Genomic DNA, 15,528 nt, shown 5'->3' with positions numbered 1-15,528 from the left:
AAAATAAATTATGAGTACATATCCATTAGTAAAGTTTGCCTTTGAAGTAGATTGGGGCGGAACAAAAGTAGGTTTTCAGGAAGTGAGCGGATTAAATGTTGAAGCAGCTTTAATCGAGTACAGACATGGTGCAAGCCCAGATTTTAGCAAGATTAAAATGCCTGGAATGAAAAGTTTCAGTAACATCACTTTAAAAAGAGGAACTTTCAAAACAGATAACGAATATTTCGACTGGTTCCAGAGTATTCAGCTAAGCACGGTAGAGCGCAGATCTATTACCATCTCTCTTTTAGACGAAACAGGAGCACCTGCAGTAACCTGGAAAGTGAAAAATGCATTCCCTCTTAAATTACAGTCAACAGATCTGAAAGCTGAAGGTAATGAGGTGGCTATCGAAACCTTAGAAATTGCACACGAAGGATTAACTATTGAAAATAACTAACATTAACTTTAAAATTTAAAAAAATGAATTACAAAACACCTGGAGTTTACGTAGAGGAAATTGCGAAATTCCCACCATCTGTAGCACAAGTAGAAACAGCTATTCCTGCTTTTATCGGACACACGGATAAAGGACCAAGAAATGAACCGACAAGAATCTCTTCTATGTTGGAATACGAAACGATTTTCGGAGGAGCAAAAGATGAAAAAACAGCGTTCTCTGTTACGATTGAAGATACTGTTGTAACTGCAAAAGTAGACAACGCCAAGCTAAGTCCTTATAAAATGCATTATGCTATGCAAATGTATTTTGCTAATGGCGGCGGGCCATGTTATATTGTTTCAGTAGCTGATTATGATAAGTCTCCTGCATTAGGAACAGAAACAGTTGCCGGCGGTCTATGGTTCGGATTAAAATCCTTGGAAAAAGAAGATGAGCCAACACTTATTGTTTTCCCGGATGCGGAAGTTTTAGGAGCAGATGCTTATAAATTATACAATAAAGCTTTGGATCAGGCAGAAGATTTGAAAGACAGATTTGTTATTATGGATGTTTTTGCAGATGCTGCTGCTTTCAGAGCCGGAGTAGATGCTGCAGGATTAAAATATGGAGCTGCCTATTATCCAAAATTAGAAACAGTGTTAAGCTATAGCTTTGATGATAAAGATGTTAAAATCGAAAGCTATAAAGAATTAAATGCTGCAGGAGCTCTTGTAGACGTTACAATGCCTCAGAATGAAAACAACTTAGCATGGTTGAAATCAAAAAGTTCAGCGCTGTACAACCAGGCTAAAAAGGAAATTGAATCTAAAAGAGTAGTATTAACTCCATCATCATCAATTGCCGGAATTTACGCCAAAGTAGACAGTACTTCCGGAGTATGGAAAGCACCAGCCAACTTAGCAATCAGCAACGTATTGGCACCTGTTGTAAAAATTTCTAATGAAGTACAGGACGGTCTTAACGTAGATGCAGTAGCAGGAAAATCAATCAACGCAATCAGAACTTTTACAGGAAAAGGAACCTTGGTTTGGGGCGCAAGAACATTAGACGGAAACAGTAACGAATGGAGATATGTACCTGTACGTCGTTTCTTCAACATGGTAGAAGAATCTGTAAAGAAAGCTACAGAACGTTTCGTTTTTGAACCGAATACGGCCAATACATGGGTTCGTGTACAGGCTATGATTGAGAATTTCCTTGATCAGCAGTGGAGAGACGGTGCATTAGCAGGGAGCAAGCCTGAAGAAGCTTATTACGTAAGCGTTGGTTTACACAAAACAATGTCGGCTCAGGATATCCTAGAAGGAAGAATGATTATTGAAGTCGGTATGGCTGCAGTACGTCCTGCTGAATTTATCGTACTACGTTTTTCACACAAATTACAGGAAGCATAAGCTAAATTAAATAACAACTAAAAATAAATACATTATGAGTACATATCCATTAGTAAAGTTTGCCTTTGAAGTAGATTGGGGCGGAACAAAAGTAGGTTTTCAGGAAGTGAGCGGTTTAAATGTTGAAGCAGCTTTAATTGAGTACAGACACGGTGCAAGCCCTGATTTTAGTAAGATTAAAATGCCTGGAATGAAAAGTTTCAGTAACATCACTTTAAAGAGAGGAATTTTCAAAACAGATAACGAATATTTCGACTGGTTCCAGAGTATTCAGCTAAGCACGGTAGAGCGCAGATCTATTACCATCTCTCTTTTAGACGAAACAGGAGCACCTGCAGTAACCTGGAAAGTGAAAAATGCATTCCCTCTTAAATTACAGTCAACAGATCTGAAAGCTGAAGGTAATGAGGTAGCTATTGAGACGCTTGAAATTGCACACGAAGGATTAACTATTGAAAATAACTAATCATGGCAGTTTTATATCCTCCAACCAGTTTCTCTTTTATTGTTAACGGGATTTCAACAACAGAGGGTATTGACTCCAGATTTCAATCTATATCTGGTTTATCAACAGAAATTGGAACTGAAGAATATGCCGAAGGGGGCGAAAACAGGTTTACACACCAACTTCCTTTGAGGCCCAAATATCCTAATCTGGTTCTTAAACGTGGGTTAATCGTAAGTTCCGGATTGATAAGCTGGTGCAGAAATGCGATGGAAAACTTCCAGTTTGAACCCAGAGACCTGATCATTACTCTTTCAGGAGGAATTCAGTCTACAGCACCCTTAATGGTTTGGAATGTAGTTGGAGCATACCCCGTAAGATGGGAAGTGTCAGAATTCAACGCAGAAGAAAGCAAACTTGCTATTGAAACAATAGAACTGAAATATAGATATTTCACAATACCCTCATCGTTAGCAAGCTTAGGCTTGTAATTTCTAAATCAAATCTAAGCACCTGAACGTGTGTTAGTTTAAAGATAAATTTTACCCAAATCTTTTTTCATAAAAAACAACAGATTGGTCTATAACAGAGACTGAACACACCCTTCATGTGCTTGGATTTTTTTAAATAAACATGTTAAATCATTGGTTATTAGTGTTTTGAATATTAATGATCATTAAAACAAACGAAATGCCAATAGAAATAAAAGAGCTTCACATTAAAATAAATGTGGACGAAAAAGCCGCAGCTACAACGACTACCGCATCGGTAGATGAAGCACTGCTTATGCGTGCGATCAGTGAAAGTGTAGAGCAGGCCGCAAAGATAGAACAACGTAAAAAAGAAAGATAATGAGAGGAGCAATTCAAAAACTGACAATCGGAACATACAAAGATTCTGATTATGAAAAAAGAATTCAGAATGGTGCTTTTAAAGCTTTTATCAATCCTACGGGGTATTCTGTAACTTATAAAACAGAACTTGAGCCAGGTCAGGCACTAGGAACAGCTAAAACGGATTTAAAATATGTAGCATCACCTTCAACTGATTTACAATTAGAATTTCTATTTGATGGGACAGGAGTCACAGAAGCGAACTCTGGTATTAAACTTATCAATAAAATTAAAGGAAAGGCTTTTAAAAAGACCTCTGTAAAAGATCAGGTTGATGCTTTTTATAAGGCTACAGGCCAGGTTTCCGGTCCTATACATAAACCCTATAACGTTATTCTTAATTGGGGAGACTTTGAATTTAAAGGAGTATTGGCAGAATTTACTGTAGAATATAAATTATTTGACAATGAAGGACAGCCTTTAAGAGCTATAGGAAAAGCAAAGTTTAGCGAATCTATCAGCCCTAAGCTGGAAGCAGCAGAGAAAAAAAATGAGTCCCCGGACGTTACCCACAAAAGAACAGTACAGGCCGGCGATACACTGCCATTGATGACCGAAAGTATTTACGGAGATTCCAAATACTATCTGGAGGTAGCTAAAATAAACAATCTTATCAACTTCAGACAGCTAAAACCAGGCCAGGAATTATTCTTTCCGCCATTAGAAAAAGTTTCATAATATGAATAACAGCGGATACATACAAACAGCAAAAAATCCAGATTTAGTCACCCATAAGGTGATGTCTGGAGGAACAGAACTGCCGGGGAAGTACGGGGTGAAAAGCATTGTCGTGGAAAAAGAAGTCAACAGGATTCCTTATGCACGCATTGTTATTTTAGACGGAAGTGTACCGGAGCAGGATTTTAAGCTCAGTAATGAAGATCTGTTAATTCCCGGAAAAGAAATTGAGATTACCGCCGGATACCATTCCGAAGAGGAAACCATTTTTAAAGGAGTTGTGGTAAAGCATAACATAAAAATCAGAAACGGTTCTTCTTACCTCATCATAGAATGCAGAGATAAGGCTGTAAAAATGACCTTAGGAAGAAAAAGTAATTACTTCTACGAAAGCACAGACAGTGATGTCATGGAGGAACTCATCAGTAATAACGGGCTTACTGCCGATGTAGAGGCAACTTCAAATTCACACAAGGAATTGGTACAGTATCAGGCTTCTGATTGGGATTTTATGCTAACCAGAGCGCAGGCAAACGGTAAACTTTGTTTTGTTGAAGATGGAACTATTAAAATTACTAAGCCTGATTTTAGTGGTGAAGCTGTAGAAACAGTGGTTTACGGATCATCTGTACATGAATTTGACGGAGAGATTGATGCCAGAGACCAGTTCAGTAAAATTACCGCCAAAACATGGAGCTATACTGATCAGGAACTGACAGAAGTGGAAGCTAAGGATCCGGCGATTAAGCTCAATGGAAACCTTTCATCAGGTGATTTGGCAGATGTCTTCGGAATTGAAGATCTGCAGCTGAAGCATGGTGGAAATCTTACTCAAAGTGAGCTGCAGGAATGGAGTGATGCCAAAGCAACTTTCCAGCAACTGGCCAAAACAAGAGGAAGAGTACGTTTTCAGGGAATTCCAGATGCCAAACCAGGAGTTTCGTTAACACTGCAAGGAGTTGGAAACCGATTCAATGGGAAAATATACGTAACCGGTGTCCGTCATGAAATTGCCGAAGGAAATTGGCTGGTGGATGCTCAATTCGGACTTTCTCCAACATGGTTCTCAGAAACCTTTGATGTAAGCGAAAAGCCAGGTGCAGGAATTATGCCTGCCATAAGCGGATTGCATGTAGGGGTAGTATCACAACTGGAATCTGATCCGGACGGAGAAGACAGAATTCTGGTACAGATTCCTATCATTAACAGCGAGGAAGAAGGAATCTGGGCACGTATTGCCACCCTTGATGCCGGTGAAAACAGAGGATCATTCTTCAGACCTGAAATCGGAGATGAGGTAATTATCGGATTTATTAATGATGATCCTAACGATGCCGTTGTGCTTGGAATGCTGAACAGCAGTGCAAAACCAGCTCCTATTGTAGCTTCTGACGATAATCACGAAAAAGGATTTGTTACCCGAAGCGAAATGAAAATGATTTTTAATGACGACAAAATTTCGTACACACTGGAAACACCAAAAGGTAAAAAAGTGATTGTAGACGAAGATGCCGATGTCATTACAATAAAAGATGAGCATTCTAATACTCTTACCCTGAATAAAGACGGTATCAGTATGGAAAGCGGGAAAGACATCAAGATCAAAGCAAAAGGAGACATTAATATGGAAGGAACCAATATCAATGTAAAAGCAAGTGCTCAATTCAAAGCAGAAGGCAGTTCCGGCTCAGAGCTTAAATCAGGAGCAGTAACAGTAGTAAAAGGATCTCAAGTTAAAATTAATTAATCATGAAACCGGCAGCAAGAATTACAGATATGCACACCTGTCCTATGGTAACAGGAAATGTTCCCCATGTAGGAGGCCCTATAATGCCGGCAGGAGAACCCACCGTGCTTATCGGCGGAATGCCTGCAGCAAGACAGGGAGATAAAGCAGTATGTACCGGGCCACCGGACACCATTGCATCAGGCTCTTCAAGTGTTTTAATCGGTGGGAAACCTGCCGCAAGAATGGGCGATTCTACCGCTCATGGAGGAGTGATAACCGCAGGGGAAGCTACTGTTTTAATAGGCGGATGATATTGAAGGAAGCTTTTAACACAATCATAAGCTACCCTATAAATAAGATCTGACTAAAACTAAAAATGTAAAACATCAATAACAAAACGGTTAGAATAACCAAAACTCTATGCCACAGATGCAGGATGTGAACATTCAATATAACAAATTAACGTATGAAAATAAATACAGATTTTTTAGGAACAGGCTGGAGTTTTCCGCCTGAGTTTAACGAAACTGAAGGAAAACTGGCCATGACCACAGATGTGGAAGACATCAATAACAGCCTTAAGATTTTACTGTCAACACGCCCTGGCGAACGTGTCATGTTCCCCAACTACGGGTGTGACCTGCAGGATATGCTCTTTAAACCACTGGACTTAACGCTGATTACCCAAATGAAAGGAATCGTTGAGCGTGCTATTTTATATCATGAACCCAGAATCAACATCCTAAGTATTGAAATTGATACCCAGGAAGAGTTTGAGGGAGAAGTTTTGATACAGGTTGACTACGAAGTAAGAAATACTAATACAAGAAGCAATATGGTTTTCCCTTTTTACAAAGGAGAAGCTACCGAAATATAATGAATTACGGGATGTCTGTAGCCATTTTGAATACTACCAAACACTACAATAAGTATTGCATCTGACCATAGAAAGATAAATATAAACAAATGAAAAAAACAGATACATTTTCACATTATCGTGAAGGAAAATCACAAATGCAGCGCTTTTTAGCAGAATTAGATCCTGGGAATCTTGAGTTACACGATTTCGATTTGTTTGACTGGCTATTATTCGCAAACAATTTTGCAAGTCATGTAAACTATTTTGACAAAGATGATAATACAGCACCAAAAGGAAACTGGGGAAACTTCTTCCTGGGTGATGATGCCAATGCTATCCCACGTAGAGAAAGCGTTGAGTATAAAAGTATGAAAAAACAGGTTACAGATCTTATGTCCCAGTTTGAACAGGATAGCAGCCTTACGCCTCACCTGACATTATTTGTATGCTTTTTAAAATTATTGGATTTCTCAAAAAAAGCCTTCAATAATCTGACGAAAAGACACCTGGATTTCTATTATAACGAAATTCTTCAGATTCAGAAAAATGATGCCAAATCAGACAAAGTCTATGTGATCTTTGAACTCGCCAAAAAAGCGATTCAGGAAAAAATTCCGGCCGGTACATTGCTGGATGGAAATAAAGATGCTAATGGCAAAAAAAGAATTTATAAAACAGGTGATGAAATTGTTGCCAATCAGGCAAAAGTAGTGGAGATCAAAAGTTTCTTAAATGACGCTGAAAAGAGAGAACTGAAAATGGCTCCGGTGGCTAACTCTGCCGATGGTTTGGGAGATAAATTGCCGGAAGACGGTAATTATTGGTGGCCGTTTGGATATAATTCCGATGAAACCAATTCAAATAAATCTATTTATAAAGAGCTTCCAAAAGCTAAACTTGGCTTTTCAATTGCCTCCTCACTATTTGATTTAAAAGAAGGAGAACGTACCATCACCCTTAAGATTGATTTTAATAAAAATTCAACCCAGAAATTACAAAATCTTTCAAAAACAGATATTAAAAATAATATCAAAGTGCTTTGCAGCGGGGAGAAAGAATGGTTGTCAGGTGCTGTTTTAACATGTATTAAAAACGAAGAAGAAAGATTAGAGCTTTCTATTACATTACCTAAAGAGTTCCCGGCAGTTGTAAAATACAATAAAGAAGTGCTGGCAGAAACATTTCAGACCAGTTTCCCTGTTGTAAGACTCATGATTGAAGGAGAAGATTATTACAACATGTACGAAGCTCTTTCAGAAAAACTGATAAAAAATATAGAAATAGCAGTTGATGTAAAAGGAGTAAAATCTATTCAGATAGAAAATGACAACGGAGCATTAAACTCAGAAAAGCCTTACTATCCTTTCACTGCACAACCTGTTAAAGGATCTAATTTTTATATCAGATGTCCTGAAATGTTTTCCAAAAAATGGCAGAATGCAGACATTACGATCAACTGGAAGAATGCTCCGGACTCTATAAAAGATTTATACAGCGGATATGTTATTCAGCCTAATCAAAATATAAGTCTAAGCGATTTTGAGGGCTTAAAAAATTCCTCAATCGTAGGTTCTGATGGTTACTTCAAGGCGGATGTTGCATTGCTGGATAAGGAAATCTGGTACGAAAAGGCTAATGATATTGATGTGTTCAGTAAAGAAAAAGATGCGTATAAAATCCGGTTTTCTGTAAATAATGCAAGTAATAAGGCCGGAACAAGTGAGACGATCAGGGTAACGCTTAATCAGTCGTCATTACAGGATGTGTATCCTAAACTGTATACATTGGCATTATCAAGTAACCCGACTTTCAAAAAACTTATTCCTAACGAGCCATATATTCCTTTTGCTGAAGATATAGAGCTGAATTACAGCGCAAAAGAAAATGCATATTCGTACTTAGAAAGAAAATCTGCCGGAGAAGCTTCAAAAAATAACGAAGTGCAGATGTATCATGAAGATGCATTCGGACAATATGAAAAAGAAGTTGAAACCAAAAGTATTGTACCGGTGCACCAACATGGAGGCGAATTGTACATCGGCCTGGAAGCAATGCCTCAGACCACAGTTTCACTGTTAATTCAAATGCTGGAAGGAAGTGAAAATCCTTTAGTGGATACCTTCCTGGAAAAAGAATTTATAGAATGGCATATTCTTTCAGGCAATACATGGATGAGTTTGTCGGATTATATGCTGCAGAACGATACCAGAAAGTTCCTGGAATCAGGGATTGTCAAGTTTAAAGTGCCTATAGATATTGACAAAAGCCATACAAGATTTACCGACGGATTAGTCTGGATCAGAGCAAAATCACAAAGAAGCTATGATGCGGTATGTAAAATTCAGGGAATCTATACTCAGGCTGTTTTAGCAACATTCCAGAATCAGGACAATGATCTGTCTCATCTCAATAATGGATTGGAAGCAAAAACTATTGCAAAGCTGATCTCCAGAGTTCCCCAGGTAAAATCTGTCAGCCAGCCTTATAACTCGTTTGACGGGAAATACAAAGAAACAGATACGGAGTTTTACAGACGTGTGAGTGAAAGATTAAGACATAAGCACAGAGCTATTACACAATGGGATTACGAACATTTGATATTACAGGAATTCCCGGAAGTCTTTAAGGTAAAATGTTTAAATCATACTTCCGAAAAATCCTATATGGCTCCTGGCCACGTTACCCTGATGGTAGTTCCGAATATTAAAAATAAAAATGCTTTTGACGTCTATCAGCCCAGAGTAAGCAGAGCCTCTTTGAATAAAATTCAAAATTATGTAAATGAATTAAATACAATGCATGTGACTGCTCAGGTGATTAATCCCAATTATAAAGAAGCAAAAGTAGACACAAAGGTCAAGTTCTTTGAGCAGTATGACGAAACATTCTACATCAAACAGCTGGACGAAGATATTAAAAAATACATATCGCCATGGGCTTTTACAGACTCTGAAAATATTGATTTTAATGTAGAACTGAATATTAATCAGTTGGTTAACTATCTGGAGCAGCTGTATTATGTAGATTACATTGATGATATTAAAATACTGGTGAACAATGTCCCGCAAAGGAAATCTTTAATCGAAGTGGATCCAAAATCAATTCTGGTATCTGCCAAGCAGCACAATGTCACTATTACAGAACAGGTATGTATTTAATAATAAATAAGAAGAAACATAATCATGTCAGAAAATAAACATATTAGTATATCAAAAAATATAGAAACCGGAGATCAGACAGATTTTCATTTTCTACGCAAAACAGGGATTGAATACATAGAAAAGTTAGGAGGAAAACTCTGGACCGATTATAATTCTCATGATCCTGGGATCACCACTTTGGAAGTTCTAAGCTATGCCATCACGGACCTTGGGATGAGGATGAACCTGAACATGGAGGATATCTTAGCATCTGATGATGTAAAAACAGACATTCATACTCAGTTTTTAAACGCTGCAGAAATTTTACCGTCAAGACCTTTAAACGAACTGGACTACAGGAAGCTGTTCATAGATATTAACATGGCAGGAAGTCTTAAAAGACCGATCCGTAACTGCTGGTTAGTTCCTAAAAATGAAAAATTATACGTTGATTGTAAAACCGGGGATTTAGACTTTAAACCTATCGGAGACAAAACACAAAGCTTTAATGTAAAAGGAATATATGACCTTTATGTAGATTATGATGAAGATATTGATACAGATGGAATCGGATGCGAAAAATCTAATGTTAATATCAAAATATTAGACAGTTACCATGCTAACAGAAGCCTGTGTGAAGATCTGGCAGAAATTAAAGAAGTTGAAATCCAGAAAGTGGCCGTATGTGCCCGCATTGGACTTGTCAGCAAAGCAGATGAAGAACTGGTACACGCTAAAGTAATCAGAGCCATCAATAATTATCTGTCTCCGGACGTTCATTTTTATTCATTGAAACAGATGCTTGATAAAGGTCTTACGACAGATCAGATCTTTGAAGGACCTCTTTTGGATAACGGATTTATTGATACCGAAGAGCTTAAAAACAGCCAGTTAAGAACAGAAGTTCGTCTTTCCGATATCATCAGTGAGATCATGAAGATTGAAGGGGTAAAAGAAATTCACGACGTTTCTATTGCAGGTTGTGATAACATCATCAAACAAAATAACGATTGGCTGATCTGTATTGAAAAGGGCAGAAAACCGGAACTGTGCGAGCTGAGTTCATTCAGTTACAGTAAAGGATCTCTTCCGTTAAATATCAATGATAAAAAAGTTCAGGATTACCTGGAAACTCTTAAAAGAGAAGAAGAAGTGCTTAGAGATGATGCAAGACAAAATAAAGAATTGGCATTACCTCAGGGAACTTCATATGATATTGCGAACTATGCTACTATTCTGAATGAATTCCCGGATACCTATGGAGTAGGAGAATCAGGAATTATAGGAAATCAATCCCCGGAAAGAGAAGCTTTGGCCAAACAAATGAAAGGGTATTTGCTGTTTTTTGATCAGATTCTTGCCGGATATTTCAAACATCTTGAAAAAATAAAAGAAGTATTGAGCATCAATGGTAAGTTAAAAAGAACGTTTTTTACACAGACTCTTAAAAATATTAAAGGTTTTGATGAACTGGTTTCTGACTATGATACAGAAAATGATGATCAGCTTACAGATTCATTGTATAAAGAACTGGATAACAGTGTGGAGCGCCGAAATGAAGTGCTGGACCATCTGATCTCCCGTTTTGCTGAAACATTCAGTGACTATACTTTCTTAATGAAATCACTGTATGGAAAATCTACCGATGAAATTGTTTTAAGGAACAAAGAAAACTTCTTAAAAGAGTATTCATCATTAAGTAAAGATAGGGGATTAGGCTATAATTATACACTGATCGGAGATTCTGATCTGTGGAATACCAGTAATATTTCCGGTGTTCAGAAAAGAATTGCCCGTTTGCTGGGAATTAAAGATTATACCCAGAGAAACTTATCCCAATCACCGGTATCCATCATTGAAACAATAGACAATGCAGGTAAAAAAACATATACCTGGAAAATAAAAGATACCGGTAATAATATTGTCTTATCCTCTGTAAACAGTTATACGACTGAGCATATTGCAATCAAAAACCTGAATGAAGCCATTTATCAAACCATTCAGATTGATCAGGAAGATCTTGAAAATGCATTAGCCAAACTGGATGAGAGCAAGCCGGAAGAAACATTAGAAAAACTGAAAAATTGTGAAAAGGATTACTGTTTAATTGGAAATATTAAAATCCGCGTTTCATTAGGAGGCAACTATTATTTTGAAATTCTGGATGACCAGAAAAATGTCATTGCTGTTCACAAAAAAACCAATCCTTACCCAGAATTGAAAGACCTGAAAAAAGGAATTGAAGAGACGATCAGTTATTTCAAATACGAATTTACAGAAGAAGGTATTTTCCTTGTTGAGCATTTATTATTAAAACCAACTACTAAGGATTATAAACTTATGGGAGGTATTGGCTGTATGTCTGTTGGAGGTACTTTCAGAATTATGTATGACCTGGAAGAAGAAAATCCTACAACAGATCCGATAGAATATTCGGAAGCCTTTATGTCTTCCTGTGAAGAAGGGTGTGAAACAGATGTGTTTGATCCTTATTCTTACAGGGTAAGTGTTGTTCTTCCCGGGTTTGCGTATCGTTTTCAGGATCCTGATTTCAGACGTTATGCAGAAACCGTGATCAGACAGGAAATTCCGGCTCATGTTTTAGCCAAAATCTGCTGGGTGGGAGACCGTTTGAGTGAAAAACAAACCGCTCAGAACGATCTGGCTGAATTTGAAACAGCATTTAAAAAATATCTTTCAGATAAGTCAAGAAACAATATCCTGAATCTCGGAAACAGCATTACGGATTTATTGACCGCTCTTAGTCATTTGAACAATATCTATCGACCGGGAAGGCTTTTAGACTGCGATGCCAGTGATAGTGACATTCTGGACGGAAAAATCATATTAGGACAATCCAACTTATCAAAAAAAATTGAAAAATAATGAATACTAAATTAGACAATGTAACAACCCAATATAGAAAGTTCAACGACAATCAGGCGTTAACAGAAGGGCAATTAAACGAATTTATAGATTATTTTGAAGATCAGGACAGACTATCAAGAACCCGTCTGAGCGGTGTAGGAATTGTGTGTGGTTTTCAATCAGAATATGTGGAGCTTGAAATCTCACCTGCTTTAGCAGAAAAAACATCTGGAGATAGAGATCTTGAGATTCCCTTTGATACGATTGCAATTACACAAGGAGCCGGTGTTACTACCGATGGAGACTTAATAACACTGCGCCAGGCGGGAAGCAAAAATTCAGAAGCTACCATTGACTTCAAGGCTAAAAATTACAGATACTACAGAAATTATATTGATGTCGTAGGATATGAACATTTTCTTATCGGAGGGCAGCAAATTCCTCTTTTGGAATTATTTACAACGCAAGAGTATCTAAAGCTGGTAAACGGAGGTGCTAATGCCGGAGATTTTAAGCCGGTAATAGACATTCGCAGTTCATTGAGCGATAAAGTTGTAATTCTGTATTTAGAAAGTTATTCCAACGATGAGAATCCATGTCAGGATGCTGATTGTGACAATAACGGATCTGAGCAGATTTCTAATCTTAAAGTGCTTCTTGCAGATACAGCATCTGTTTCAGAGCTTATTGAGAAAGGTGATGCAAAAGATACAATTTATAAGCAACATAATTTTTATGAAAAGCTTTTTGACAGCTTACCGAACATAGAAGCCAAAAGAGTTATTCTGGATACACTTGTAAAAACAGTACCACAGCTAAAAACAAAATTTCAGGGTGCCATCAGTACTGTTGCAGAATTAAGTGACGGATTTACTTCCATTGCAGGAACTTTTAATGTAAACATGAATCTGGGAGGACAGACGCTCTTTGACAAATTGAATCCTTTACTGTCAGGAACTTCTCCGGGCTTGGAAGATTATCAGTACCGATATGATTTACTAAAGGATCTGATTGATACCTATAATGAAATAAAAGGTTTGATTCTGCATCTGAATGCTGAATGCTGTCCGGATATTGCTTCATTCCCTAAACACCTTATGTTGGGAAATGTTGGAGCAAAGCAGGAATTAGGAGGTTATACTCCTTTACGACACGGTTTTTATAATTCACCGGTTACTACCAGTGATGACGAGAATTATGAAAGAGTGGTGATGCTTGCCAACCGTTTTGTGCAGAAAGTCAATGGATTTCAATCCTATATCGGACGTATTAAAATTACCCCTTCAAATCTGAATGTAAGATTAGGTAATAAAGCAATACCATACTACTATAATGTAGATAAATCCTTATTGGCGCAATGGAACTTTGAAAAAACAAAAACCGATAGATCAGCTTACAATCTAAGCTATCATACAGCTAATTTGGCAGGAGAAGACTTTATTCAGAATCCACTGAATTATAACATTGACAATAATGACTTCTATAGAATTGAAGGTCACCTGGGAATGCCTTATAAAACAGCATTGCAAAACATCAATGATCTTAAAACACAATACGGATTAGCTTTTGATGTCATTGCACTGGTCCTGAATAAAGGTGAAAAACCCGGTGGTGAGCCGCCAGTCAGAGAAAAAACAGTATCCATAGAAGAATTGAGAAAGCAGTTGACATCCATTTCCAATGATGTCAGCAACAGGGCATTCAATTCACAGAATACCTTGCTGAACATCTCTAAGCTGGATGAACAGTTAAGATTGCTGAATCAGGCTGAATTCTCAAAAGAAGGATCATCCGAAGGAATTACCGTTGTAAAACAAGATCCTAAAAAAGATGATGTTGTAAGTGAGCTTTTGAGCGAATTTTTAGAAAGAAAATCGGGCTTGGAGCACGTAGCCGGCGTAGAACCGGGTGGAACTTTTGCTTTGATTTATAATTCGGAAACTGAAAACCAGGTTCTTGCAGACTTTTCATTGCCATACCTTTGCTGTTCTAAAAAGGACCCTGCATTCTTGTCGCTACCGAAAAACAAATTATGCCAGAAAGATGCTCCGATTGCCATGACCATTGTTCCGTTAGACGGACAGGTAAAAGCATTTGTGAATGGTGCTCAGATTCCTGCCGTTACACAATCCGGAGGTCAAAGCTTCTTCGATCCTGCATTGGTTAACGCAGCTTATTTTGGACAAACTATTACGTTTACTGTGAATGATGATCCGGTGGAAGCACAGATGATTGTGTATGCACAGCCAAACGTATCTGTTACTACAGGTACTGTGAGCTATGATGCTCCTACGATGGACGAAAATGCAAACAATCCGGATGCTACGGTTGAATTTAATGTTACCGGTGATTTTACAGGTCTTACATTTACCTGGAATTTTGATGATAATACTCCAATCGTACATAACGAGGCACCTGCTAACAAAAAACTTCATGTGTATAAGCTTGTTGCAGGACAGGAAAAAACCTTTAATCCAACACTTACGGTAACTAATGCTAATGGGTGCAGTAATGTGTACAGATTAGCTCCGCTAAAATTAAAAGGTCAGTCTACGATTTCATGTTTAAGTGGTATGAGAGTCGTTATTCAGTACAGAGACGATGTAGACCAGGGTCACGTTTGTAATGATGCCACCTTCAACTTAAAAGGAAATAATATTGTAATAGGAGGGGTCAATCCATACCCTGGCTTTATTGGAAATATCCATTTAAGTAATACAGGAGGTAATCAGGATAGAGGTAACCATAAACCAGGTACTCCTGCGCTGAGCAGATATAATGAAATTATCATTACTCAGGCCGAAGCTAAGCAAATGGCATCACAATCATGGGATGGTTTTGTAGAGTTTTCTCTTGAATGTGCTTTACCTGTTAATAACAGACCACCTACTGGTTGCCACCAGGATGTTGCTTATACGGAAATCTACTTAGCAAATGCTACAGTTCCTATTTATAAAGGATATCCAAACGGGAATTTCCTAAAAATAAACCCTTGTACAGGAGTGACAAAATAATAGTCAGATAATAACTTCATAGACAGTTTGAATTGTCTATGAAGTTTATTAAAAAGACCTTAA

General features: G+C 37.7%; 12 protein-coding genes. All 12 read left to right on the top strand.

All coding sequences use genetic code 11. The features are described 5' to 3' along the window. Nucleotides 1–10 precede the first annotated feature (10 nt). A complete protein-coding gene (locus tag DYR29_RS07820; protein WP_047378138.1) occupies nucleotides 11–442 on the top strand; it encodes a phage tail protein in 432 nt (143 codons plus the stop codon). Between the two features lie 23 nt (nucleotides 443–465). Beyond that, on the top strand, nucleotides 466–1,839 hold the full coding sequence (locus DYR29_RS07815; RefSeq protein WP_213280005.1) for a phage tail sheath family protein: 1,374 nt from the start codon (nucleotides 466–468) through the stop codon (nucleotides 1,837–1,839). Between the two features lie 34 nt (nucleotides 1,840–1,873). Continuing rightward, a complete protein-coding gene (locus tag DYR29_RS07810) occupies nucleotides 1,874–2,305 on the top strand; it encodes a phage tail protein (RefSeq protein WP_213280004.1) in 432 nt (143 codons plus the stop codon). 2 nt (nucleotides 2,306–2,307) lie between these two features. Beyond that, complete coding sequence (locus tag DYR29_RS07805; RefSeq protein ID WP_047388278.1) at nucleotides 2,308–2,775, top strand: phage tail protein; 468 nt, start codon at nucleotides 2,308–2,310, stop codon at nucleotides 2,773–2,775. A gap of 199 nt (nucleotides 2,776–2,974) precedes the next feature. Then, a complete protein-coding gene (locus tag DYR29_RS07800) occupies nucleotides 2,975–3,136 on the top strand; it encodes a DUF5908 family protein (RefSeq protein WP_185114220.1) in 162 nt (53 codons plus the stop codon). After that, complete coding sequence (locus DYR29_RS07795) at nucleotides 3,136–3,855, top strand: CIS tube protein (protein WP_213280003.1); 720 nt, start codon at nucleotides 3,136–3,138, stop codon at nucleotides 3,853–3,855. Before DYR29_RS07800 ends, DYR29_RS07795 begins: the two co-directional genes overlap by 1 nt. Nucleotide 3,856: 1 nt before the next feature. Further along, the gene (gene vgrG / locus DYR29_RS07790; protein ID WP_213280002.1) at nucleotides 3,857–5,602 is read left to right on the top strand and encodes a type VI secretion system tip protein VgrG; all 1,746 of its coding nucleotides are present in this window, start codon (nucleotides 3,857–3,859) and stop codon (nucleotides 5,600–5,602) included. Nucleotides 5,603–5,604: 2 nt separating this feature from the next. Next, nucleotides 5,605–5,895 (top strand): PAAR domain-containing protein, encoded by a 291-nt coding sequence (locus tag DYR29_RS07785; protein ID WP_047421512.1) that lies wholly within the window; start codon nucleotides 5,605–5,607, stop codon nucleotides 5,893–5,895. A gap of 155 nt (nucleotides 5,896–6,050) precedes the next feature. Beyond that, a complete protein-coding gene (locus tag DYR29_RS07780; protein ID WP_213280001.1) occupies nucleotides 6,051–6,461 on the top strand; it encodes a GPW/gp25 family protein in 411 nt (136 codons plus the stop codon). A gap of 89 nt (nucleotides 6,462–6,550) precedes the next feature. Then, nucleotides 6,551–9,601: a baseplate J/gp47 family protein gene (locus DYR29_RS07775; protein ID WP_213280000.1), complete on the top strand. Its 3,051-nt coding sequence runs from the start codon at nucleotides 6,551–6,553 to the stop codon at nucleotides 9,599–9,601. 24 nt (nucleotides 9,602–9,625) lie between these two features. After that, nucleotides 9,626–12,469: a hypothetical protein gene (locus DYR29_RS07770; protein WP_213279999.1), complete on the top strand. Its 2,844-nt coding sequence runs from the start codon at nucleotides 9,626–9,628 to the stop codon at nucleotides 12,467–12,469. Next, nucleotides 12,469–15,465, top strand: a complete 2,997-nt coding sequence (locus DYR29_RS07765) for a PKD domain-containing protein (RefSeq protein WP_213279998.1) — start codon at nucleotides 12,469–12,471, stop codon at nucleotides 15,463–15,465. The genes DYR29_RS07770 and DYR29_RS07765 overlap by 1 nt, the downstream gene beginning before the upstream one ends. The last annotated feature ends 63 nt before the right edge of the window (nucleotides 15,466–15,528 follow it).

The organism is Chryseobacterium indologenes (assembly GCF_018362995.1).
Lineage (GTDB): Bacteria > Bacteroidota > Bacteroidia > Flavobacteriales > Weeksellaceae > Chryseobacterium > Chryseobacterium indologenes_G.
Note: the sequence above shows the minus strand (reverse complement) of the source record. Positions and strands in the feature narration are given on the sequence as shown.